Source organism: Plantimonas leprariae (assembly GCF_008802405.1).
Lineage (GTDB): Bacteria > Pseudomonadota > Alphaproteobacteria > Rhizobiales > Rhizobiaceae > Plantimonas > Plantimonas leprariae.
This window is the reverse complement of sequence record NZ_VZDO01000006.1, coordinates 40,488-61,202: the sequence shown is the minus strand read 5'-3', so window position 1 is coordinate 61,202 and position 20,715 is coordinate 40,488. Positions and strand designations below refer to the sequence as shown.

At 68.8% G+C, this 20,715-nt stretch carries 25 protein-coding genes; 14 read left to right on the top strand and 11 right to left on the bottom strand.

All coding sequences use genetic code 11. The annotated features are described in order from the left end of the window. The first annotated feature begins 37 nt into the window (after positions 1-37). The 4 genes from lepB to recO are packed head-to-tail and all read left to right on the top strand — an operon-like array spanning position 38 to position 3,139. Entirely contained in the window at positions 38-790 is a 753-nt protein-coding gene (lepB, locus tag F6X38_RS10000; protein WP_150969584.1) for a signal peptidase I, read from the top strand. Continuing rightward, complete coding sequence (gene rnc, locus F6X38_RS09995) at positions 778-1,488, top strand: ribonuclease III (protein ID WP_150969583.1); 711 nt, start codon at positions 778-780, stop codon at positions 1,486-1,488. The genes lepB and rnc overlap by 13 nt, the downstream gene beginning before the upstream one ends. Further along, positions 1,467-2,411, top strand: a complete 945-nt coding sequence (era, locus tag F6X38_RS09990; protein WP_150969582.1) for a GTPase Era — start codon at positions 1,467-1,469, stop codon at positions 2,409-2,411. The genes rnc and era overlap by 22 nt, the downstream gene beginning before the upstream one ends. Next, positions 2,411-3,139: a DNA repair protein RecO gene (gene recO, locus F6X38_RS09985; RefSeq protein WP_150969581.1), complete on the top strand. Its 729-nt coding sequence runs from the start codon at positions 2,411-2,413 to the stop codon at positions 3,137-3,139. Before era ends, recO begins: the two co-directional genes overlap by 1 nt. On the opposite strand, the gene F6X38_RS09980 is transcribed toward recO, so the two are convergent. Together F6X38_RS09980 and F6X38_RS09975 are read right to left on the bottom strand one after the other, a co-directional pair. Continuing rightward, positions 3,121-4,365: an MFS transporter gene (locus tag F6X38_RS09980; RefSeq protein WP_150969580.1), complete on the bottom strand. Its 1,245-nt coding sequence runs from the start codon at positions 4,363-4,365 to the stop codon at positions 3,121-3,123. The two genes, recO and F6X38_RS09980, sit on opposite strands and share 19 nt — an antisense overlap. 128 nt (positions 4,366-4,493) lie before the next feature. Next, positions 4,494-6,122, bottom strand: coding sequence for a DUF2125 domain-containing protein (locus F6X38_RS09975; protein WP_150969579.1), 1,629 nt, complete (start codon positions 6,120-6,122; stop codon positions 4,494-4,496). A 189-nt stretch (positions 6,123-6,311) separates the two neighbouring features. On the opposite strand from F6X38_RS09975, the gene panC reads away from it, so the two are divergent. Together panC and panB are read left to right on the top strand one after the other, a co-directional pair. Continuing rightward, positions 6,312-7,187, top strand: coding sequence for a pantoate--beta-alanine ligase (gene panC, locus F6X38_RS09970; RefSeq protein ID WP_150969604.1), 876 nt, complete (start codon positions 6,312-6,314; stop codon positions 7,185-7,187). Continuing rightward, on the top strand, positions 7,184-8,014 hold the full coding sequence (gene panB, locus F6X38_RS09965; RefSeq protein ID WP_150969578.1) for a 3-methyl-2-oxobutanoate hydroxymethyltransferase: 831 nt from the start codon (positions 7,184-7,186) through the stop codon (positions 8,012-8,014). Before panC ends, panB begins: the two co-directional genes overlap by 4 nt. Here panB and F6X38_RS09960 read toward each other — a convergent pair. From F6X38_RS09960 to ygfZ, 3 genes are read right to left on the bottom strand one after another with little or no spacing between them, the layout of a single operon-like run. After that, the gene (locus F6X38_RS09960) at positions 7,998-8,570 is read right to left on the bottom strand and encodes a tyrosine phosphatase family protein (RefSeq protein ID WP_150969577.1); all 573 of its coding nucleotides are present in this window, start codon (positions 8,568-8,570) and stop codon (positions 7,998-8,000) included. The genes panB and F6X38_RS09960 overlap by 17 nt on opposite strands. Then, positions 8,567-9,163, bottom strand: coding sequence for a YfbR-like 5'-deoxynucleotidase (locus F6X38_RS09955; protein WP_150969603.1), 597 nt, complete (start codon positions 9,161-9,163; stop codon positions 8,567-8,569). The genes F6X38_RS09960 and F6X38_RS09955 overlap by 4 nt, the downstream gene beginning before the upstream one ends. Before the next feature lie 32 nt (positions 9,164-9,195). After that, complete coding sequence (gene ygfZ / locus F6X38_RS09950; RefSeq protein ID WP_150969576.1) at positions 9,196-10,041, bottom strand: CAF17-like 4Fe-4S cluster assembly/insertion protein YgfZ; 846 nt, start codon at positions 10,039-10,041, stop codon at positions 9,196-9,198. 48 nt (positions 10,042-10,089) lie between these two features. Here ygfZ and F6X38_RS09945 point away from each other — a divergent pair, with 48 nt between their 5' ends. Continuing rightward, positions 10,090-11,442, top strand: a complete 1,353-nt coding sequence (locus tag F6X38_RS09945) for a dihydroorotase (protein ID WP_425482846.1) — start codon at positions 10,090-10,092, stop codon at positions 11,440-11,442. Between the two features lie 147 nt (positions 11,443-11,589). On the opposite strand, the gene F6X38_RS09940 is transcribed toward F6X38_RS09945, so the two are convergent. The 5 genes from F6X38_RS09940 to F6X38_RS23360 form a co-directional block, all read right to left on the bottom strand. Then, positions 11,590-12,513, bottom strand: coding sequence for a hypothetical protein (locus F6X38_RS09940; RefSeq protein WP_150969574.1), 924 nt, complete (start codon positions 12,511-12,513; stop codon positions 11,590-11,592). 40 nt (positions 12,514-12,553) lie between these two features. Then, positions 12,554-12,814 (bottom strand): hypothetical protein, encoded by a 261-nt coding sequence (locus F6X38_RS09935; RefSeq protein ID WP_150969573.1) that lies wholly within the window; start codon positions 12,812-12,814, stop codon positions 12,554-12,556. 104 nt (positions 12,815-12,918) lie between these two features. After that, positions 12,919-13,377, bottom strand: coding sequence for a TIGR02301 family protein (locus F6X38_RS24105; protein ID WP_281353058.1), 459 nt, complete (start codon positions 13,375-13,377; stop codon positions 12,919-12,921). Between the two features lie 115 nt (positions 13,378-13,492). Beyond that, on the bottom strand, positions 13,493-13,918 hold the full coding sequence (locus tag F6X38_RS09925; protein ID WP_246191287.1) for an NUDIX domain-containing protein: 426 nt from the start codon (positions 13,916-13,918) through the stop codon (positions 13,493-13,495). Positions 13,919-14,023: 105 nt separating this feature from the next. Beyond that, positions 14,024-14,194, bottom strand: a complete 171-nt coding sequence (locus tag F6X38_RS23360) for a hypothetical protein (RefSeq protein WP_161992697.1) — start codon at positions 14,192-14,194, stop codon at positions 14,024-14,026. A 267-nt stretch (positions 14,195-14,461) separates the two neighbouring features. Between F6X38_RS23360 and cysS the strand changes: the two genes are divergently transcribed. The 7 genes from cysS (at position 14,462) to rarD (ending at position 20,040) form a co-directional block, all read left to right on the top strand. Beyond that, on the top strand, positions 14,462-15,895 hold the full coding sequence (gene cysS / locus F6X38_RS09920) for a cysteine--tRNA ligase (RefSeq protein WP_150969570.1): 1,434 nt from the start codon (positions 14,462-14,464) through the stop codon (positions 15,893-15,895). A gap of 61 nt (positions 15,896-15,956) precedes the next feature. Continuing rightward, positions 15,957-16,238: a type II toxin-antitoxin system Phd/YefM family antitoxin gene (locus F6X38_RS09915; RefSeq protein WP_150969569.1), complete on the top strand. Its 282-nt coding sequence runs from the start codon at positions 15,957-15,959 to the stop codon at positions 16,236-16,238. After that, positions 16,235-16,624, top strand: a complete 390-nt coding sequence (locus F6X38_RS09910; RefSeq protein ID WP_150969568.1) for a type II toxin-antitoxin system VapC family toxin — start codon at positions 16,235-16,237, stop codon at positions 16,622-16,624. Before F6X38_RS09915 ends, F6X38_RS09910 begins: the two co-directional genes overlap by 4 nt. Continuing rightward, positions 16,621-17,586: a prolyl aminopeptidase gene (gene pip / locus F6X38_RS09905; RefSeq protein WP_150969567.1), complete on the top strand. Its 966-nt coding sequence runs from the start codon at positions 16,621-16,623 to the stop codon at positions 17,584-17,586. Before F6X38_RS09910 ends, pip (F6X38_RS09905) begins: the two co-directional genes overlap by 4 nt. Further along, a complete protein-coding gene (locus F6X38_RS09900) occupies positions 17,583-18,059 on the top strand; it encodes a GFA family protein (RefSeq protein WP_150969566.1) in 477 nt (158 codons plus the stop codon). Before pip (F6X38_RS09905) ends, F6X38_RS09900 begins: the two co-directional genes overlap by 4 nt. Beyond that, positions 18,056-19,015: a prolyl aminopeptidase gene (gene pip, locus F6X38_RS09895; protein WP_150969565.1), complete on the top strand. Its 960-nt coding sequence runs from the start codon at positions 18,056-18,058 to the stop codon at positions 19,013-19,015. Before F6X38_RS09900 ends, pip (F6X38_RS09895) begins: the two co-directional genes overlap by 4 nt. Positions 19,016-19,101: 86 nt before the next feature. Beyond that, positions 19,102-20,040, top strand: coding sequence for an EamA family transporter RarD (rarD, locus tag F6X38_RS09890; protein ID WP_150969564.1), 939 nt, complete (start codon positions 19,102-19,104; stop codon positions 20,038-20,040). Position 20,041: 1 nt separating this feature from the next. On the opposite strand, the gene F6X38_RS09885 is transcribed toward rarD, so the two are convergent. Further along, positions 20,042-20,653 carry an LOG family protein gene (locus tag F6X38_RS09885; protein WP_150969563.1) on the bottom strand — a complete coding sequence of 204 codons (612 nt, stop codon included), beginning with the start codon at positions 20,651-20,653 and terminating at the stop codon, positions 20,042-20,044. Between the last annotated feature and the right edge of the window lie 62 nt (positions 20,654-20,715).

The following is a 20,715-nucleotide window of genomic DNA, read 5'->3' as shown; positions in this document are numbered from 1 at the left end:
GCGTGCGCCGCGGCAGCGACAATCCGAGGCATCACGCATGGTCGATCAGGCCGAAACCAAGACGAGCGGCGGGATCGGCGAGACGATCAAGGTCGTCGTGCAGGCGCTGCTGCTGGCGCTGGTGATCCGCACCTTCCTGTTCCAGCCGTTCTCCATCCCCTCCGGCTCGATGATGCCGACGCTCCTGCAGGGCGACTACCTGTTCGTGTCGAAATGGAGCTACGGCTTCTCGAAATACTCCTTCCCTTCGCTGCCGCCGTATATCGGCTACCTGCCGTTCGAGGGCCGCGCGCCCGGCGATTGGACGGCGGAGCGCGGCGACATCGTGGTGTTCCGCAAGCCCCACGAGGAGGAGACCGACTACATCAAGCGCGTGATCGGCCTGCCGGGCGACAAGATCCAGGTGCGCGACGGCGTGCTCTACATCAACGACGCCGCCGTGCCGCGCGAGCCGGCGGGCGAGTTCACCGACGAGAACGGCGCGAAGGTGCAGCAGTTCAAGGAAACGCTGCCGAACGGCGTCAGCTACGTCACGCTCGACCTTTCCCCGAACTCGTCCGGCGACAACACCCGCGAGTTCGTCGTGCCGGCCGGCCATTACTTCATGATGGGCGACAACCGCGACAACTCGCTGGATAGCCGCTTCGACGTCGGCTACGTGCCCGCCGAGAACTTCGTCGGCAAGGCGCAGATCCTGTTCTTCTCGGTCGGCGGCGGCAACTCGCCGCTGGAATTCTGGCGCTGGCCGACGGACCTGCGCCTCGGCCGCTTCTTCACATGGCTAAGCTGAGCCGCACGAAGTCGCTGGAGGAACTGGAGCGGCGGATCGACCTGAAGCTGGCCGACCGCGAGCGCGTCGAGCGCGCGCTGACCCATTCCAGCCATGCGAGCGCGCGGCGCGCGGCGAACTACGAGCGGCTGGAGTTCCTCGGCGACCGGGTGCTCGGCCTCGTCATCTCCGAGCGGCTGTTCGCCCTGTTTCCGCAGGCGAACGAGGGCGACCTCTCGCTGAAACTGAACTCGCTGGTCAGCGCCGACGCCTGTGCTGAGATCGCCGACCAGCTCGGCCTCTGGGACTTCATCCGGCACGGGGGCGAGCTGAAGAACGTCTCGGCCGAGAACACCCGCAACATCCGCGCCGACGTGGTGGAGGCGCTGATCGCGGCGATCTACCTGGGCAACGGGCTGGAGGAGGTGCGCGGCTTCATCCTCGGCGCCTGGGGCGAGCGGCTGCGCGGCGCGGCGAGCGCGCGGCGCGATCCGAAGACGGCGCTGCAGGAATGGGTGCACACGCGCTCCACCGTGCCGCCGCGCTACGAGATCGTCGAGCGCACCGGGCCGGACCACGATCCCGTCTTCACCGTCCGCACCGTGATCGACGGCGTGAAGCCGGGCGAGGGCAAGGGACGCTCGCGCCGGCTCGCCGAACAGGAAGCGGCGACAAGCGTTCTCAAGCGCGAGGGCGTATGGAAGGAAGAACAGGCGTGAGCGAGACGACGACGGTGGCAGACGGACAGGCGACGCGCTCCGGCTTCGCGGCGCTGCTCGGCGCACCGAACGCCGGCAAGTCGACGCTGGTGAACCGGCTCGTCGGCACGAAGGTCTCGATCGTCACGCACAAGGTCCAGACGACGCGGGCGCTGGTGCGCGGCATCGCCATCGAGAACCGGACGCAGATCGTCTTCGTCGACGCGCCGGGCGTGTTCAAGCCGCGCCGCCGGCTCGACCGCGCTATGGTGCGCACCGCCTGGAGCGGCGCGAAGGACGCCGACATCGTGCTCTTCATCGTCGACGCCGAGCGCGGCGTCTCGGAGGACGTCGAGGCGATCGTCGAACGGCTGAAGGAGGGGGGCGGCCGTGCCGCGTTGCTCCTCAATAAGGTCGACCGCATCGAGCGCGAGAAGCTGCTCGGCCTCGCCAAGGACCTGACCGAGCGCGGCGTCGAATTCGAGCGCGTCTTCATGATCTCGGCGCTCACCGGCTCCGGCTGTGCCGACCTGATGAAGTGGCTCGCCGAGACGCTGCCGGAAGGTCCCTGGTACTATCCGGAAGACCAGATCACCGACCTGCCGATCCGCCAACTCGCGGCCGAGATCACGCGCGAGAAGCTGTTCCTGCGCCTGCACCAGGAACTGCCCTATTCGAGCCATGTCGAGACCGAGCTCTGGAAGCAGCAGCCGGACGGCTCGGTCCGGATCGAGCAGACGATCTATGTCGAGCGCGACAGCCAGAAGAAGATCGTCATCGGCCACAAGGGCGAGACGATCAAGGCGATCGGGCAGGCGGCCCGCGTCGACATCGCGGAAGCGGCGGACGAGAAGGTGCACCTGTTCCTGTTCGTGAAGGTGCGCGAGAACTGGGGCGACGACCCGGATCGCTATCGCGAGATGGGCCTCGACTTCTCGACCTGATGGAGTGGCGCGAGCGGGCCATCGTTCTCGGCTTGCGCCGCCACGGCGAGACGAGCGTCATCGCGGAGGTGATGACGCGTTCGCGCGGCCGGCATCTCGGCATCGTGCGGGGCGGGCGCTCGCGCAAGCTGCAGCCGGTACTGCAGCCCGGCAACGACGTCGAGGCGACATGGCGGGCGCGGCTCGACGAGCAGCTCGGCACCTTCGCCGTCGAGCCGCTGGAACTGCGTGCGGCGCGGTTGATGGAAAGCCCAGTCGCGCTGCACGGCATCCAGCTTCTCGCCGCGCATCTTCGTTTACTGCCGGAGCGCGATCCGCATCCGCGCCTGTTCGACGGGCTGGAGCTGATCCTCGATCATTTCGACGAACCGCTGCGGGCGGGCGAACTGGTGCTGCGCTTCGAGGCGGCCGTGCTGGAGGAACTCGGCTTCGGGCTCGATCTAGCGAGCTGCGCCGCGACGAGGCGGACGGACGATCTCATCTACGTCTCGCCGAAATCCGGCCGGGCGGTGTCCCGCGAGGCCGGCGAGCCCTGGCGCGACCGCATGCTTCCGCTGCCCGCCTTCCTGCGCGACCCGGCGGTGCGGGCCGAGCCAGCCGAGATCGCCGACGGCTTCCGCCTGACCGGCTATTTTCTCGCCCGGCACGTCTGGATGCCGCGTGGCACGGAGGAGCCGGCGTCCCGGCCGGCGTTGATCGCGGCGCTGGCTCAGGCGCTGGCAGGCTGAAGGCGGGCCGCCGGCGCTTCCCGGATCGGCAGGTGTACCAGCGCGGCGAAGAGGCCGAGCGCGACGCCGAGCCACCAAACCACGTCGTAGGAGCCGTTGCGGCCGTAGAGATAGCCGCCGAGCCAGACGCCGAGGAACGAGCCGATCTGGTGCGAGAAGAACACGATGCCGCCGAGCAGCCCGAGATGGCGCGTGCCGAACATGATGGCGACGAGGCCGTTCGTCGGCGGCACGGTGGACAGCCAGAGCAAGCCCATCACGATCGAGAAGACGACCACCGTCAACGGCGTCGCGGGGGTCAGCAGGAAGATCGTGACCGCGATCGACCGGCCGAGATAGATCAGCGACAGGAAGTACGGCTTCGACCAGCGGTGACCGATGACGCCGGAGGCGAGCGAGCCGATGACGTTGAAGAAGCCGATCAGCGCCAGCGCCGTCGCCGCCCAGCCCGGCGCGATGCCGAGGTCGGCGATATAGGCCGGAAAGTGCGCCGTGATGAACGCCACCTGGAAGCCGCAGACGAAGAAACCGCTGGTGAGCAGCAGGTAGCTTCTGGAGCCGAGCGCTTCGCGCAGCGCCGCCCCCATCGTCTGCTCGATCTCGTTCGTCGTGGGCGCGCCGTGCCGGCCGCCGCGCAGCGGCCAGGCGAGGAGCGGCACGATGAGCATCAGCCCCGAGAGCACCAGGAGCGCGTTCTCCCAGCCGAAGCGGGCGATCAGCTCGACGCTGAGCGGCGAGAACACGAACATGCCGAACGAGCCGGCCGCCGTGCCGAGCCCGAACACGAAGGAGCGCTGCGTCGCCGGCACGCGCCGCGCGAAGGCGGCCAGTACGATGCCGAACGAGCCGGCCGCGACGGCGAGGCCGACGAGAATGCCGGCCCCGATCGTCAGCATCGTGGTCGAGGGAAAGAGCGCCGGCAGCGCGAGGCCGAGCGCGTAGAGCAGCCCGGAGATCACCAGCACCCGCGCCGTGCCGTGCTTATCGGCGATCGCACCGAACAGCGGTTGGCCGGCGCCCCAGAGGAGGTTCTGGATCGCGATGGCGAAGGAGAAGTCCGCGCGCGTCGCGCCGTGGATCTCCGCCAGCATCGGCAGCTGGAAGAATCCGATGGCCGAGCGCGGCCCGAAAGTCAGCATCGCCACAGCGCAGCCGCACAGGATCGCGGCGAAGGGCAGGGCCGCTGGATGGGCTGCGACATCGGCGGCATGCGGACGATCGGTCATCGCGGGTCGGCCTGAGGCGTTGGTTGGTCCGACACTTTGCGCCCTTCCGTCTCGGCCGACAAATGCAAAGCGCTGATGCGCCGCATTCGCCGCGCCGATGTGTCAGGGGGGCGCGAAGGCCCTGTCGGTCACTGCTGCGGCGGCGCGTCGGGAACGGCGTTGTCGTCGGTCGGCGCCTGGTCGGCCGGCGCATCGTCCATCGGCATGTCGTCCGACATGCCGCCATCGCCCGGATCCGGTGCTACGACCGGCTCCGGTCCCTTCACCTGGAAGCCGTTCACCTTCACCGAGCCGTCCGAGGCGGCGTCGACGACCCATTGGATGCGCCCGTCCGGCAACTGCTTGCCGAAGCCCTTCGCCATGGACAGGCCGCCGATGACCTGGTTGATCTCCGGCTGCGTCTGGGCTGCGGTCTGAAGCGTCGCGATGGCCGTGTCGAAGCCGGTCGCGGTGATGTCCACCGTCGCGGCCGGCTTGCCGTTGCTGGCGGCGAAGCTGCCGGCCATATCGAGCTGCAGGTCCGCCGCCTTGAGGCTGCTCGGCTCCAGCACGAAGCGGGGCGGGTTGTCGGTGAAGGATACGCCGATGCGCGTCTGCGCGTCCGCGCTGAGCGGCTCGGGCCGGCCCACGTCGAGGTCGGCCAGCGCGATCTCGGCCGGCGTCTGGAGGTCGAGATTGTCGACGCGCATGTTGAGCGCCATCGATTTCGGCATCAGCGTCGCCGCCCAGGCCGGGATCGCCGCCGAGGTGACGCCGAGGCCGTCGAAGCCGAAGGCGTAGCGCAGCGTGCCGGCCTTCGCGACGCCGTCCGTCGAGAGCGACACGGTGAGGCGATCCATCGTCGCTTTCGCGTATTGCGAATCGACCGAGATGCCGGCCAGCGTGTAGCCGCTGTGGAGCTTGTCCCAGAGCGGCAGCGCCGCGCGCAGTTTGCCCTTCAGGTCGGCCTGGCTGCCGGCGAGCTTCGGCTGGTCCGGCGTTCCCGGAGCCGTGAAGTATTCGGGATGGGAGATGAAGAAGCTGTAGAGGTCGGCGATGGCGCGGGAACGGAGCGCCTTGGCGCTCGTCGTCGCGTCGAGCGTGCCCGACTTGACGTCGAACCTGATGCCGCCCGGCGGCATGCCGGGCTCCTCCTTCAACGCCACGCTTTCGGTGAAGCCGCTGCCGGTCTGCTTCATCGCGAAGTCCAGCATCCCTGCGGCGACCGGCGTGCCGGTGATGTCGAAGCTCATCGGGCCCATGGTCGCGGAAACGTCGCCGGTGTCCTGGAGCGAGCGCATGGTGAGCCCTTCGACCGTTCCACTGCCCGAAAGCAGCGAGGCGACCTCCGGCGAGAAGACGCCTTTGAAGCGCTGCGGCCCGATGTCGTAGGTGGTTTCCTGCGTCCGGCCCGCGACCGTCACCTTCATGGCCATGTCGAGCTTGGAGTCGGTGTAGTAGTTCCAGTTCCCGTCGTCGCGCCGGCTGATCACGATGGAATAGGGCGAGATGCGGAACTCCGTGCCGGCCGGCTTCACCTTATCGATCGCCGGCTGGGCGTCGATGGCGAGGCGATAGCCGGCCGGATCCGGCTCGACCTTCACGATGCCGGTGTCGAATGCGGCGCGCCCGAGATAGGGCACCAGCCCGTCCACCACCGCCTTCGCGCCTTCCGGCGTGCCCGCTGCCGCTGGTTCGGGTCCGCTCGCGGGCGCTTGCGCCCAGACGGGCGCGACGGAGACGAGGAACAGGGCTGCGACACCTGCGGTCACGCGCATGCGGAACTCCCTTTCAGCCGATCCCCTTCGGATCGCGGCGGGATGAATTCCTAGCCGAGCGTCCGACGGAGGGAAAGAGTTCGGCGCATCGCGGCCCGTCGTGCGCTTTTTGCCGTGACGCCTGACGCGAAAAGTGGCAAAGCGCCCGGCATCCCAGCGGAACCTTCCGTGTCGAAACCAGCCGGCATCGTGCAGACTCTTGCGACCATCGGCGAATTGCGCGCCGCCCTCGATCCCCTCCGCTACGAAGGCCGGGCGATCGGGCTGGTGCCGACGATGGGCGCTCTCCATCACGGCCACATGGCGCTGGTAGACCGCTCGCGCGCCGCGAACGGCGCGACGGTGGTCTCGATCTTCGTCAATCCGACGCAGTTCGGCCCGAACGAGGACTTCGCCACCTATCCGCGCGATCTCGACCGCGACCTAGAGCTTTGCCAGGCGCACGGCGTCGACTTCGTCTTCGCCCCCGGCTTGCCCGAGATGTATCCGGAGCCGATGGACACGTTCGTCGAGGTCGCGTCCCTGTCCGGCGTCTTGGTCGGCGCGCAGCGGCCGGGGCATTTCCGCGGCGTCGCGACCGTGGTCTCGAAACTCCTGCACATCGCCGAGCCGGAGCGCGCCTATTTCGGCGAGAAGGACTTCCAGCAGCTCGCCGTGATCCGCCGCATGGTGCGGGACCTGTCGATGCGCGTCGAGATCGTCGGCGTCCCGACCGTCAGGGAGCCCGACGGCCTCGCCGCCTCCTCGCGCAACGTCCGCCTGTCGCCGGAGGCGCGCGCCGCCGCGCCGGCGATCGGCCGGGCGCTCGACGAGGCGGAAGCGCGATTTCGCGCCGGCGAGCGGTCGGCGGCGGAGCTGGTCGAGCTCGTCCGGTCGCGGATCGCCGCGGCGGCGCCGCTGGAACCGGTCGCCGTCGACTTTTGCAGCAGCCGGACGCTGGAGCCGCTGGAGACGATCGGCAGCGAGCCGGCTGTGATCCTCGTTTCCGTCCGGGCGGAGAAGGTGCTGCTGATCGACCAGCGCGAGCTTATATCGTCCCCGGAAACCGGAAAGGACGCGAGATGAGCGCCGAGGTCCAAGCCAAGCGCGTCAGCGCGCCCGACATCCGCGCGAGGAAGGGCGGCCAGCCGATCGTCGCGCTGACCTCCTACAGCTTCACCACGGCGCGCCTCGTCGACTCGCATGCCGACATGATCCTCGTCGGCGACAGCCTGGCGATGGTGGAGCACGGGCTCGACTCGACGCTCGGCGCGACGCTGGAAATGATGATCCTGCACGGCAAGGCGGTGGTGCGCGGCTCGGCCCGCGCGCTCGTCGTGGTGGACATGCCGTTCGGCTCCTACGAGGCCGGCGTGGAGGAGGCGTTCCGCAACGCCGCGCGCATCATGGCGGAGACCGGCTGTTCGGCGGTGAAGCTCGAAGGCGGCGAGCGGATGGCGGAAACCGTCGCTTTCCTGTCCGCGCGAGGCATCCCCGTCGTCGGCCATGTCGGGCTGACGCCGCAGGCGGTGATGAGCTTCGGCGGTTTCCGCACGCAGGGGCGCGAGCGCGCCGACTGGGAGCGGATCGAGCGCGACGCCGCCGCCGTCGCCGAGGCCGGCGCCTTCGCCGTGGTGCTGGAGGGCGTGGTCGAGCCGCTGGCGGAGAAGATAACCGAGGCCGTCGCCGTGCCGACCATCGGCATCGGCGCCTCCGCCGCCTGCGATGGGCAGATCCTCGTCCTGGAGGACATGCTCGGCCTCAGCCCCCGCGTGCCGCGCTTCGTGAAACGCTTCGGCAATCTCGGCGAGACGGCCGACGCCGCCATCGCCGCCTATGCTGAGGCCGTCCGGCAGCGCAGCTTCCCGGGCGAGGAGAACGTCTACCAGCCTAAGCCTACGAATCGCGCCTGATCGCGGCTTCCGCCGCCTCCGGATCGCTCGGCACCGGTTCGTCCAGCGTCAGCGGCAGGACGAAGGGCGTGCCGGAAAAGGCTTCCTCGCCCCGCCCGATGCTTTCGACCGCGCGGATCATCCGGCCACCGCGGCCGAGCTTCTCGTCGGCGAGCCGCACCAGGAGAGCGTTCGGCGTCGCGGTCGGCGCGCGGCGGCGGAGTTCGTCGGCCAGACGCTGCTCGTCCATGTCCGGGTTGATCGCGCAGGCGAGGATGTAGGCCGCCGCCGTCGAGCGACTGATGCCGGCGAAGCAGTGGATCGCCAGCGGCGTCTTCCGGTCCCAGCGGTGGCCGAATTCCAGCAACTGGTCGAGATGGCTAGCGTCCGGGTGGACCATGCCTTCGGTCGGCTCGACGATGTCGTTGATGCCGATGAAGAGGTGCCGATCCTCGCCGATCACCGCCGGCCGCTCCACCGGAGTGCCGACATTGATCAGCGTCAGCACGTCCAGCGCGCCGTGCTGCTCCACCGTGGCCGGCAGGTCGGCGAGGGACGACACCACGAGGTAGGTCATGCGTGCAGGTTCCTTTGCGATGCGGTCGCCTGCGCGCGGCAGGCGGCGTCCAGTTGCTCGAAGCGGGCGATGAATTGCGCGCCGACCGCGGATGCGGGGCACGGCTCGAAGTCGATGCCGTCGCCCGGTTGGCGCGATGGACGGCCGAAGAAGCTTTCCGCCTCCCTGGCGGAGAAGCCCGCCAGCACCGTCGCCTCGAAATAGGCCGACAGACGGTCGGCGGTCTTGATCGTCTTCTCGATCCGTTCGGGGAGTTCCGCCGGCAGGCCGAAGCGCAGGTGGACTGCGGTCTGGAGACGCTTCTCGACGGCCTTGTAGGCGCCGCCCATCACCGCCTTGAACGGCGAGATCATGTCGCCGATGACGTATTCGGGCGCGTCGTGGAGCAGTGCCGCCAGCCGCCAGCGCGGGTCCGCCTCGGTTTCCGCGATCAGCGCCTCCACCACCAGCGAATGCTGCGCGACGGAGAAGGCGTGGTCGCCTCGCGTCTGGCCGTTCCAGCGGGCGACGCGCGCGAGGCCGTGCGCGATGTCCTCGATCTCGATATCGAGCGGCGAGGGGTCGAGCAGGTCGAGGCGACGGCCGGACAGCATGCGCTGCCAGGCGCGGGGCGGTACCGCGCGGCTCAATCCGCCACCGCCGCGGCGCTCGCTGCGTCCGGCAGGGCATAGCCCGCCCATTCCGGAATCGTCAGCTCGACCGGAACGCCATCGGCTTCGACCGTACCGCCGCTGTTCAGCGCGCCGGCCAGCCGGTCGATGCGCACCATCACCATGCCCTCCCGGCCGGCGGCGGACAGCACCGTGCCGATCGATTTGCCGCCGGCGAGAATGTCCGCGCCGGGCGTCAGGTGGCGCTCGGCTTCCGCCAGCATCAGCCGGCGGCGCGCCGTGCCGCGATGCTGCATGCGCGACACGACCTCCTGCCCGACATAGCAGCCCTTGCGGAACGAGATGCCGCCGTTCTGGTCGAGCAGCACGTCGTGCGGAAAGACGTCGGACGCCGGGAAGTCGCGCTCGGCTTCCGCGACGCCGGCGCGGATGCGCAAGGCTTCGAACTCCGCCGCCTCCGTCTCCTCGCCACCGGTAAGGCCCTCGTAGGCGCGGAACACGGCGTCTCCCGGAAACCGCCGGTCGGCGATGAACCCCGGCGAGCGCTCCGTTTCCCAGACCGCGAAGACCGGTTCGTCGCTCGGCGCGATCCCGACCTTCGCCCGCAGCCGGTAGAGCGTCAGCCGCTTGGCGAGGTCGCCGCGCGCGCCCGCCGCGACATCCAGCCGGAAGCCGCCGTCGACGCGGCTGACGAGGAAGTCGAACAGGATTTTGCCCTGCGGCGTCAGCAGCGCCGAAGGACGCGCCTCGTCCGCCCCGATCGATTCGATATCGGAGGTCACGAGGTTTTGCAGGAAGTCGCTCGCCGCATCGCCGGTGACGAGGAGCGTCGCGCGGTCCGCGAGGCGAGCATGGGGCATGGCGGCGTCGCTTGCTTTGTGGGAACCGGCTACGTAATCCCCGACCCGATGGGCGGCAAGCGAGGCGACGGAATGGCGCAGACTTTCGACCGGGTGCTCCGCGGCGGCATCGTCGTCAACCACGACGGGGAAGGGGCGCGCGACATCGGCATCCGCGATGGTCGCATCGCCGCGATCGGTTCGATCCCGCGAGACTCGGCCGGCGAGGAGATCGACTGCGCCGGCCTGCACATCCTGCCGGGCGTCATCGACAGCCAGGTGCATTTCCGCGAGCCGGGCGCCGAGCACAAGGAGGACCTGGAGACCGGCTCGCGCGCTGCCGTCCTCGGCGGCGTCACCGCCGTCTTCGAGATGCCGAACACCAACCCGCTGACGACGAGCGGGGCGGCGCTCGCCGACAAGCTGACGCGCGCGAAGGGCCGCATGCATTGCGACTTCGCCTTCTGGGTCGGCGGCACGCGCGAGAACGCGTCCGACGTCGCCGAACTGGAGCGCCTGCCGGGCGCCGCCGGCATCAAGGTGTTCATGGGCTCGTCCACCGGCTCGCTGCTGGTCGAGGACGACGAGGGCGTGCGCGAAATCCTGATGCGTACGCGCCGGCGCGCCGCCTTCCACTCCGAGGACGAGTTCCGCTTACGCGAGCGGCTGGACCGGCGGGTCGAGGGCGATCCCGCCTCGCATCCGGTCTGGCGCGACGAGGAGGCGGCGCTCTCCTGCACGCGGCGGCTAGTGCGGATCGCCGAGGAAACCGGCGCGCGCATTCACGTCCTCCACATCTCGACGGCGGAGGAGATCGAGTTCCTGAAAGGCCACAAGCGGCTCGTCACCGCCGAGGCGACGCCGCACCACCTGACCCTGACGGCCGACGACTACGGCCGGCTCGGCAACCTCCTGCAGATGAACCCGCCGGTGCGTGAGCGCCGCCACCGCGACGGCGTGTGGCATGGCGTGGAACAGGGCGTCATCGACGTGCTCGGTTCGGACCACGCGCCGCACACGCTGGAGGAGAAGGCGAAGCCCTATCCCGCCTCGCCCTCCGGTATGACCGGCGTGCAGACGCTGGTGCCGGTGATGCTCGACCACGTCGCGAAGGGCAGCCTATCGCTGCAGCGCTTCGTCGACCTGACGTCGGCCGGGCCGCAGCGCCTCTTCGGCATCGCGGGGAAGGGCAGGATCGCGGTCGGCTACGACGCTGACTTCACCGTGGTGGATCTGAAGCGGAAGGAGACGATCCGGAACGAGTGGATCGGCTCGCGCGCCGGCTGGACGCCTTACGACGGCCTCTCCGTCACCGGGTGGCCGGTCGGCACGGTGATCCGCGGCGAGCGCGTGATGTGGGACGGCGAGATCATCGGGCCGTCGAACGGCGAGGCGGTGCGCTTCGCGGAAACCGGAGCTTAAAGCACCTCACAAAACCTCGCGAGGTCGGTCCGCCGGGTCTTTCACGTCGCCGATGCTCGCCTATGCGCTGCATAGGCTGCGCACGGCTCCTTGCGGAGACGGGAAATCCTTCGCCGGCCCTCCGCTCGGAAGTATTGCGAGGTGCTTTCAGTCCCCGGCGACGAAGAACTGCAGCTTGCCGTCCGGCGAGATGCCAACGCGGTAGAAGTTGTAGGCGCCGAAGCCCACCATCTCCTGATAGTCGCCGGCGGTGACGAGCTCGAACAGTTCCACCTTCTGCGGCTTGGTCAGCTTGTCGATCGCGAGGCCGGAGAAATAGGGCCAGACGTAGATCTCGTTCTCGGTATTCGGCTCGTTGCGGATGTGGCCGGCTTCCAGCACTTCGAGCAGGATCGCCAGCGTCTCGACGCCCTCGCCGTCGCCGGACGATGATTTCAGGTACTCGATCGGGTCGCCCTGCACGCCGCCGAAGGAGAGCACCGTGCCGTCGTCGCCCGCCTCGATGTAGGGGCGGAGCTTTTCGATATCGCCGGACTTGGCGATCTCGATCAGCTTGGCGCGAAGGTCGCGGACTGGGCCGGGCAGGCCTTCCTCGCCGTAGACGACGTCGGGCGGCGGCCCGACCGGCTCTTGCGGCGTCGCCTGCTGGGACGCGGCCGGATCGGTGCCCTTTTCCGCGCCTTCGTCGGCAGGAGCGGCGTCCTCGCCGTCTTCGCTCGGTGCGGTTTCGCCGGGCTGTGCCGCGGTGGGAGGGGTCGACGCGTCCGGCGTCGCGGCGGCCGGCGGCGGCTCCGACGTCGCGCCGGTGGTGGTCGGATCGCTGTTCGCCGGTGCGGACTGGGCAGCGGGCTGGTCGGCACGCGGATTCGCCGCGTCGTTCTGCGGCTTCGCTTCCGGCTGCTTCGAGCCCGGCTGGGCGAGCGGCGGCAGCGGCGTCGCGATCACGCCGTCCTCGGTCGGCAGGCTGCCGTCCTCGCGGCCGAGCTTGGAGAAGGCGGACGACGCCGTGGCACCGGCCAACAGTGCCGATGCGGCGAGGGCGTAGACGGCGATTCGTCGGGAAAAGGGCATGATCAGTCTCCGTCGCGCGCTCGGGCGAGCGTTGGCGGCGTCAGTGCAGGCTGCGCTCCACGCGGAACTCGCCGTGTTCGAGGCGGCGGCGCAGTTCGTCCACCACCGATATGGCCTTGTCCTCGCCGTGCAGGCGCACGAGCTCGACCAGGGCCGTCGAGATCGCCGTTTCGGCCAGGATGTCCGTGCCGATCCCGTCCGACATGCCGTCGGCCCAGGCCTCGTTGTGGTATTCGAAAGCCACCTGCTTCTTTTCGGCTTCGATCATCGCGTCGAGTTCGGCATTCGGCAGATCGACCATCGAATTTTCCTTTTATTCGGCCTTTCGGCTTCACGCGTCGTTAAGGTCCTAGCACGATCGGGCGAGCAGAATTCACTCGGATTCTCTCGATCGTTACTAGAGCGTTAATTTCCATAGCGCGTCGCGATGTCCCGGCTGAGCGACGCGCCTTCGTCCTGGTAGCGACCGACCGCGACGCGCGCCGCCGGCGTGCAGCGCCGGTACACGGAAGCGAAGGAGCGGTAGCCGCTGTTGTAGCTGGCGATCAGAATTTCCTTGTCCGCCGCGTTCGGCGCCTGCACGCGCAGGAGATCGTTCATCCGCTCCCGCCACACGCCGGCATTTTCGTCGCCGCAAAGCTGGCGAAGGAAGCTCACCGAGCCGAGAATCGTCGCGAGCCGTCCGAGCGGCTTCATGAACGGCGCGTTGCTCGGATTGACCGGCGGCGGCGGGGCCTCCTGCGCCTTCGCGGCCTCTTCCTTCCGCGACTTGGCACCCGTCTGTGCCGCGGGCGCGCCGACCGTCGCCGCAAGCGCGAGCGCCGCGACGAGGCTGCCGATGGCAAATTGGCGGACCCGGTTCATCGCCGCGATCTGTTCATCTTCGTAAACGCAAAAGCAATGATCGTGGCGGAACGCGGCGGAAATCCGTTCGCAAATGCGATATAAGCGCAACAACGGCGTGGGATTTTCGCCTGCGTCAAAGTCCGAGCAGGTGATCGCGATGCGCGCCGGCGACGATCTCGGCGAGGCCGGCGGTAAGACGGCCGGCGGCGGCGAGGCCGGGAAGGGCAGCGATCTCGACGAAGCGCACGGAGCGCGCATCGTCGCCGGCGACAGGTTCGACGCCGGGCGCGACGGCCTCAGCCGCGCGATGGACCGCGATCACCGCGTGAACGTCCGGTTCGATCGCTTCATGCAGGCAATAGAAGGCGAAGCGCGGGATCGCGAGACCGGTCTCCTCCTCGACCTCGCGGGCGACCGCGGTTTCGATCCGCTCGCCCCATTCCACCCGGCCGCCGGGAAGGCTCAGCAACCCTTGGAACGGCGGGCGGGCACGCTCCACGAGGAGGACGCTGTCGGCGCGGAACAGACAGGCGGATACGCCGAGGGTCGGGCTTCGCATCATGCCGGCGGCTAACTGGCCTGCGGCGGCGGAAGAACAAGGCGCGACCGCTCGGATCCGCGCCCTCCCGAGGCTATACGGCCGGCAGGGCCGGCGCGTCGAACGTCAGTCGTAATGCGCGGCGACGCGGCGCTTTTCGACGACGGGCTTCGCCTTGCGGAACGACTGGTTGGCGGCGGCGATCGCCGCGATGCCGATGTCACGGTACTTGGCGAGGAGGTCGACGTCCTTCTCTCGCTGGCTCTTCGAGCGGAATTGGATGACGTTCTGCGACATGGTTGCTTCCGAGGTTCGATGCGGGTCTGGCCGAACGCGAACAGAAAACTCGCGGATTGGGACAGTTTAACGGCGTAAACTGAACGTAACATAAACAGGCGAAATTCGATTCGTCCTGCTTGATAAAGTTGCCGGCTTGCCACATTACTAACAAACACAGTTAAATTTCAGTAATTATTGTTGCGTGATGACGTTTGCGTTTTCCGCGCCCGGACACTACGAAACCCCGCCAGCCGGCATGGCGCGCCGGCTCGAGGAGCGCGGATGATGGACGACGGCTTCCGGGGCCTCTCCCTGGCGAACACGATGACGCGGAGCCGGGAGGCGTTCCGGCCGCTCGATTGGCGCGACGGTGCGATCGATGCGGCCGACCGGCGGGTGCGGATGTATGTCTGCGGGCCGACCGTCTACGACTACGCCCATATCGGCAACGCCCGTCCGCTGATCGTCTTCGACGTGCTGTTCCGGCTGCTGCGGCACCTCTATGGCGAGGCGCAGGTCATTTATGCCCGCAACATCACGGACGTGGACGACAAGATCAACGCGCGCGCCGCCCGCGACTTTCCGGGCTTGGCGCTCAACGAGGCGATCGCGCGCGTCACCGGACCGACGGCCGCGCAGTTCGCCCGCGACGCCGAGGCGCTGGGCTGCCTCCCGCCGACATTCGAGCCGCGCGCCACCGCCTTCGTGTCGCCGCGCGGCGACGGCGGGCCGGACATGGTGTCGATGATCGAGGAACTCATCCGGCGCGGCCATGCCTACGAGGCGGGCGGCGAGGTGTTGTTCGACGTGTCGTCCATGCCGGACTACGGCGCGCTGTCGCGCCGGCGGCTCGACGAGCAGCAGGCCGGCGCGCGCGTCGCGGTGGAGGCGCACAAGCGCAACCCTGCCGACTTCGTCTTATGGAAGCTGTCGGATGCCGGCGAGCCGGGCTGGCACAGTCCGTGGGGCAGGGGGCGGCCCGGCTGGCACATCGAATGCTCGGTGATGGCCGAAGCTCATCTCGGGCGGACCTTCGACATCCACGGCGGCGGGCTCGACCTCATCTTCCCGCACCATGAGAACGAGATCGCGCAGTCCCGCTGCGCCCACGGTACGCATGCGATGGCGGAGGTCTGGCTGCACAACGGCTTCGTGCAGGTCGAGGGCCGCAAGATGTCGAAGTCGGAGGGCAACTTCGTCACCATCCACGACCTTCTCGAAGCGGAGACCTTCGGCGACCGCCGCTGGCCGGGCGAGGTGCTGCGCCTCGCCATGCTGATGACGCACTACCGCGAGCCGATCGACTTCTCCGTGCGGCGGCTGGAGGAGGCGGATGAGCTTCTCGCCGGCTGGCGCAGGGCGGCGGGCGACGCCGATCCCGGCGAACCGAGCGCTGCCTTCGTCGCGGCGCTGTGCGACGACTTGTCGAGTTCGGCGATGATCGCGGAACTGCATGCCCTCCGCCGTTCCGACCCGGCTGCGCTGAAGGGCAGCGCCGCGCTGCTCGGCCTTGACCTTTCGGTACAGGCGAGCACGGCTTCGGTCCCGACCGCCGAGATCGAGGCCCGTATCGCGGAGCGGCTGGAAAGGCTGAAGGCCCGCGACTTCGCCGCCGCCGACGCGATCCGTGCCGAACTATTGGCGAGGGGCATCCAGCTGAAGGACGGCAAGGACCCGGCGACGGGCGACCGCGTCACGACATGGGAAGCCGTGCGCTGATGGCACATTGAACTGCCGTGCCAAACGGACTAAGTTGGTGGACTAAGTTCAGGGAACGCCGATGCGCCAAGTGAACATGCACGAAGCCAAGACGCATCTGTCGCGGCTCGTCGAGGAGGCCTCGAAAGGCGAGTCGTTCATCATCGCGCGCGGCGGCAAGCCGCTGGTCAGGGTCGTGCCGATCGAGGCGGACGTTCCGGACCCGACGCCGCGGATCGGCTTCATGCGTGGTCAGTTCTCCGTTCCCGACGATTTCGACACGATGTTCGCCGACGAGATTCGCGAGATGTTCGAAGGGGATGAGAGCGACCCGCTCCGCCGCTTCCTCGAAGGGCGCGAATGACTGGATATCTGGTCGACACGCATCTCCTGGTCTGGGCGGCCGACGAAACGGAGCGCTTGTCGAAGACCGCGGCGGCCATTCTTTCGGATCCCGCGAGCGATCTCGCCTTCAGTGTCGTGGCTCTGTGGGAACTGGTGATCAAGACCGGCCTCGGCCGCAGCGTGATCCGGGGTGACATCGTCGCGTTGCGGCGTCAACTGCTCGCCCGGCGATATCGCGAACTGCAGGTCACCGCCGACCACGCCTTCGCCGTAGCGGCGCTGCCACCGTTGCATGGCGATCCTTTCGATCGGCTGATGATCGCGCAGGCTCGCGCGGAAGGACTGACGCTCCTGACCTCCGATGCCGTGGTGGCACGTTACCCCGGCATGATCGAGCGCGTATGAACGGGGCCAAGCCCTATCCGGCGATCGAGCCCTACCGGACGGGACGGCTTGCCGTCGGCGACGGGCATGAACTCTACTGGGAGCTCTGCGGCGATCCGAGGGGCAGGCCGGCGGTGTTCCTGCATGGCGGGCCGGGCAGCGGCTCCGCGCCGCATCATCGGCGGCTGTTCGATCCGAAGCGCTACAACGTCCTGCTCTTCGACCAGCGCGGCGCGGGGCGCTCGACGCCGCTGGGCGGCCTACAGGCCAACACGACGGAGCACCTCGTCGCCGACATCGAGCGCTTGCGCGAGATGGTCGGGGCGGAGCGCTGGCTCGTCTTCGGCGGGTCGTGGGGTGCGACGCTGGCGCTCGCCTATGCCGAGACGTATCCCGAACGCGTCGACGCGCTGGTGCTGCGCGGCGTCTTCACCGGGCGGCGCACCGAGATCGACTGGTTCTATCGCGGTGGCGCGAACCTGATGTTCCCCGACCATTGGGCGGACTTCCTCCAGCCGCTCGGCGAGGCGGATCGCGGCGATCCGGTAGCCGCCTACAACCGGCTTCTCGCCGATCCTGACCCGGCGATCCGCCAGCGCGCGGCGGCGGCATGGTCCGGCTGGGAGCGGCGGCTCGTGACGCTGCGGGGCGGACCCGCCGGGCGGGTCGGGACAGCGGGGCCGACCACGGCGGCCTTCGCCGCGATCGAGAACCACTACGTCCACAATGCCCTGTTCCTGGCGGAAGGGCAGTTGCTCGCGAATGCCGGCCGTCTCGCCGGCATCCCCGGGACGATCGTGCAAGGGCGCTGGGACGTCGTGACACCCGCCGCGACCAGCCATGCTTTGGCGAAGGCCTGGCCGGAGGCGGACTATCGTGTCGTCGAGAGCGCCGGCCACGCCTTCACGGAAGCGGGGATCGTCGAAGAACTGGTGGCGGCGACCGACCGTTTCGCCGACAGCAATCGGAGAGAACCGTCATGACGCTCGACAACCGGCCCGTCCACACCGGCGGCTGCCAGTGCGGCGCGGTGCGCTTTCGCATCGAGGGGGCGCTCGGCCGCGCCTCGATCTGCCATTGCCGCATGTGCCAGAAGGCCTTCGGCAGCTTCTTCGCGCCGCTGGTGAGCGTCGAGGGCGTGGAATGGACGCGGGACGAGCCGCAGCGCTTCCGCTCCTCGAACCATGTCGAGCGCGGCTTCTGCCCGAAATGCGGCACGCCGCTGACCTACGAGGCGCCGGACGGCGTCGGCATGGCGATCGGCGCGTTCGACGATCCCTCCGCCATCGCGCCGGAAATCCAGTTCGGCACGGAGGCGATGATCCCCTATTTCGACCGGCTCGCCCGCCTGCCGAAGCGCGACACGATGGGGGACGTGGAGAACGCCGCCTATCTGGCGGACATCGTCTCGTTCCAGCACCCGGACCACGATACCGAGGGGAAGAGCGGCGCATGAGCGGACTTCGGGAACTCTACCCGGCGATCGAGCCCTACGCCTCCGGCCATCTCGATGTCGGCGACGGTCACCGCGTCTACTGGGAGCGCTGCGGCATGCCGGGTGCGAAGCCGGCGGTCTTCCTGCACGGTGGCCCCGGCGGCGGCTCGACGCCGATGCATCGCCGCTTCTTCGATCCCGTCCGCTACGACGTGCTGCTGTTCGACCAGCGCGGCTGCGGCCGCTCGACGCCGCACGCCTCGCTGGAGGCGAACACGACCTGGCACCTCGTCGCCGACATCGAGGCCTTGCGCGAGATGGCGGGCGTCGAGCGCTGGCAAGTGTTCGGCGGCTCGTGGGGTTCGGCGCTGGCGCTGGCCTATGCCGAGACGCATCCCGACCGATGCGAGGAACTGGTGCTGCGGGGCATCTTCACCCTCCGCCGGTTCGAGCTCGAATGGTACTATCAGGAGGGTGCGTCCTTCCTGTTTCCCGAAAAGTGGGAGCGGTTTCTCGCACCGATCCCGGAAGCCGAGCGCGGCGACATGATGGCGGCCTACCGCCGGCGGCTCGTTCACGACGATCCAGCCGTGCGGCTCGAGGCGGCGAGGGCCTGGAGCCGCTGGGAGGGCGAGACGCTGACGCTGCTGCCCGACCCCTCGGTCAGCGACGCCTTCCACGCGGACGAGTTCGCGATCGCCTTCGCGCGGATCGAGAACCACTACTTCGTCAACGCCGGCTGGCTGGAGGAGGGGCAACTGCTGCGCGACGCGCCGAAGCTGGCGGGCATTCCGGCCGTGATCGTCCAGGGCCGCTACGACCTCGCGACGCCGGTGGTGACGGCCTGGGACCTCTCCCGCGCGCTCCCCGATGCCGAGTTCCACATCGTCGAGGATGCGGGCCATGCGGCGAGCGAACCCGGCATCCGCGACCGGCTGATCCGCGCGACGGACCGCTTCGCCGCATCAGCGCGATGAATACGAGCCATCAGGGAAAACGGGTGTCGGGCCGGCGCGGCCCCGCGTAACAATCGGCCCGTTCGCAACGAGTGCCGAAGACCGCCATGCCGACATCGACTGCCGAGACCTCGCGCGGCTTCCTTTTCGCGGTGTCCGCCTACGTGCTGTGGGGGCTAGTCCTGCCGCTCTACATGAAGTCGCTGTCGCACGTTCCGCCGATGGAGATCGTCGGGCACCGGATCGTCTGGTCGGTGCCGATCGCCGCCGCCATCCTCTGGTGGAGTGGTGCGCTTCGCCAGGCGCTCGCGAAATTCCGCTCGCCCCGCATCGTCGCGCTGATGGCGACGACGGCCGCGCTGATCACGCTGAACTGGAGCACCTACGTCTACGCGATCGTGAAGAACCACGCGGTGGACGCCGCGCTCGGCTACTACATCAACCCGCTGGTGAACGTGCTGATGGGCGCGATCTTCCTCGGCGAACGGCCGAGCCGCCTGCAATCGCTCGCCATCCTGCTGGCGGTCGTCGCGGTGCTGATCCTCACCGTGCTGGCCGGCGGGCTGCCCTGGATCTCGATCTTGCTGGCGCTCAGCTTCGGCGGCTACGGGCTCCTGCGGAAGATGATCCCGGTCGCCCCGGCGGAGGGTTTCTTCCTGGAGGTCGCGATCCTCGCCCTGCCGGCGCTTGCCGTGATCCTCATGGCGGTGCCGGAAGGTCCCCGGCACTACGTGCCGCACGGGTCGGACTGGCTGCTCCTGTTCGGCGCAGGCATCGTCACGGCGCTGCCGCTCATCCTCTACGCGGCCGGCGCGAAGCGGCTGGAATTCGCCACCCTCGGCATCCTGCAGTACATGGCGCCGACGATGATCTTCCTGACGGCCGTGTTCCTGTTCGGCGAGCCGTTCTCGAACTGGCAGCTCGTCGCCTTCGCCCTCATCTGGACGAGCGTCGGCATCTACATCTGGTCGCTGCTGAAACAGGCCCGAGACCGCCGGCGCGATCGCGCGTCGGAACGGGCGAGCCTGACGGCCGAGGCCGCTTGAGCTACAGGCGCTCGATCACCGCCGGCTCGCCTAGGCGCTCGGCCGGGTCGGCCGGTGCCGCGCCGGCAATGGCCGGCACGATGTCCTCGGCCCGGTCGAGCACCAGCGGGCGCACCTGATGCGCCGTATGGATGAAACCCTCCGCCCGCATGTGGTCGAGGAGCTTCGACAAGGGGTCCCAGAAGCCGTTGATGTTGGCGAAGGCGATCGGCTTGGCGTGCCGGCCGAGCTGGCCCCAGGTCATGATCTCGATGATCTCTTCGAGCGTGCCGATGCCGCCCGGCAGCGCCACGAAGGCATCGGACCGCTCGAACATCTTGTGTTTGCGCTCGTGCATGTCGGCGGTGACGATCAGCTCGTCGAGCCGCGTCAGCTCGCGCTCCGTCGCCTCCATGTCGATCAGGAAGCGCGGGATGATGCCGGTCACCTCGCCGCCGGCCGCGAGCACCGCGTCCGACACCGCGCCCATGATGCCCCGCGTGCCGCCGCCGTAGACGAGACGGATGCCGGCCTCGCCCATCGCCGTTCCGAGGATGCGCCCGGCCTCTAGGTGGGCCGGGTCGCGGCCGGGCGACGAGCCGCAATAGACGCAAATGGATCGAATCGAACTCATACGGTCGTGTTTCCGACGCAGCTGCGGCGCGGTCAAAGCGAGGCGGCGCCGGAACGGCCGCC

Excerpts from the sequence above, each read along its gene's own strand:
- F6X38_RS23360 (WP_161992697.1), bottom strand. The coding sequence starts at position 14,194 with ATGTCGCAGAACGTCATCCAATTCCGCTCGAAGAGCCAGCGAGAGAAG.
- rarD (WP_150969564.1), top strand. The coding sequence starts at position 19,102 with ATGCCGACATCGACTGCCGAGACCTCGCGCGGCTTCCTTTTCGCGGTG.
- F6X38_RS09955 (WP_150969603.1), bottom strand. The coding sequence starts at position 9,163 with ATGCTGTCCGGCCGTCGCCTCGACCTGCTCGACCCCTCGCCGCTCGAT.
- F6X38_RS24105 (WP_281353058.1), bottom strand. The coding sequence starts at position 13,377 with ATGAACCGGGTCCGCCAATTTGCCATCGGCAGCCTCGTCGCGGCGCTC.
- rnc (WP_150969583.1), top strand. The coding sequence starts at position 778 with ATGGCTAAGCTGAGCCGCACGAAGTCGCTGGAGGAACTGGAGCGGCGG.
- F6X38_RS09910 (WP_150969568.1), top strand. The coding sequence starts at position 16,235 with ATGACTGGATATCTGGTCGACACGCATCTCCTGGTCTGGGCGGCCGAC.
- recO (WP_150969581.1), top strand. The coding sequence starts at position 2,411 with ATGGAGTGGCGCGAGCGGGCCATCGTTCTCGGCTTGCGCCGCCACGGC.
- F6X38_RS09975 (WP_150969579.1), bottom strand. The coding sequence starts at position 6,122 with ATGCGCGTGACCGCAGGTGTCGCAGCCCTGTTCCTCGTCTCCGTCGCG.
- F6X38_RS09940 (WP_150969574.1), bottom strand. The coding sequence starts at position 12,513 with ATGCCCTTTTCCCGACGAATCGCCGTCTACGCCCTCGCCGCATCGGCA.
- F6X38_RS09885 (WP_150969563.1), bottom strand. The coding sequence starts at position 20,653 with ATGAGTTCGATTCGATCCATTTGCGTCTATTGCGGCTCGTCGCCCGGC.
- ygfZ (WP_150969576.1), bottom strand. The coding sequence starts at position 10,041 with ATGCCCCATGCTCGCCTCGCGGACCGCGCGACGCTCCTCGTCACCGGC.
- F6X38_RS09980 (WP_150969580.1), bottom strand. The coding sequence starts at position 4,365 with ATGACCGATCGTCCGCATGCCGCCGATGTCGCAGCCCATCCAGCGGCC.
- F6X38_RS09960 (WP_150969577.1), bottom strand. The coding sequence starts at position 8,570 with ATGACCTACCTCGTGGTGTCGTCCCTCGCCGACCTGCCGGCCACGGTG.
- pip (WP_150969567.1), top strand. The coding sequence starts at position 16,621 with ATGAACGGGGCCAAGCCCTATCCGGCGATCGAGCCCTACCGGACGGGA.
- pip (WP_150969565.1), top strand. The coding sequence starts at position 18,056 with ATGAGCGGACTTCGGGAACTCTACCCGGCGATCGAGCCCTACGCCTCC.
- lepB (WP_150969584.1), top strand. The coding sequence starts at position 38 with ATGGTCGATCAGGCCGAAACCAAGACGAGCGGCGGGATCGGCGAGACG.
- era (WP_150969582.1), top strand. The coding sequence starts at position 1,467 with ATGGAAGGAAGAACAGGCGTGAGCGAGACGACGACGGTGGCAGACGGA.
- F6X38_RS09945 (WP_425482846.1), top strand. The coding sequence starts at position 10,090 with ATGGGCGGCAAGCGAGGCGACGGAATGGCGCAGACTTTCGACCGGGTG.
- F6X38_RS09900 (WP_150969566.1), top strand. The coding sequence starts at position 17,583 with ATGACGCTCGACAACCGGCCCGTCCACACCGGCGGCTGCCAGTGCGGC.
- F6X38_RS09935 (WP_150969573.1), bottom strand. The coding sequence starts at position 12,814 with ATGGTCGATCTGCCGAATGCCGAACTCGACGCGATGATCGAAGCCGAA.
- panB (WP_150969578.1), top strand. The coding sequence starts at position 7,184 with ATGAGCGCCGAGGTCCAAGCCAAGCGCGTCAGCGCGCCCGACATCCGC.
- F6X38_RS09925 (WP_246191287.1), bottom strand. The coding sequence starts at position 13,918 with ATGCGAAGCCCGACCCTCGGCGTATCCGCCTGTCTGTTCCGCGCCGAC.
- cysS (WP_150969570.1), top strand. The coding sequence starts at position 14,462 with ATGGACGACGGCTTCCGGGGCCTCTCCCTGGCGAACACGATGACGCGG.
- F6X38_RS09915 (WP_150969569.1), top strand. The coding sequence starts at position 15,957 with ATGCGCCAAGTGAACATGCACGAAGCCAAGACGCATCTGTCGCGGCTC.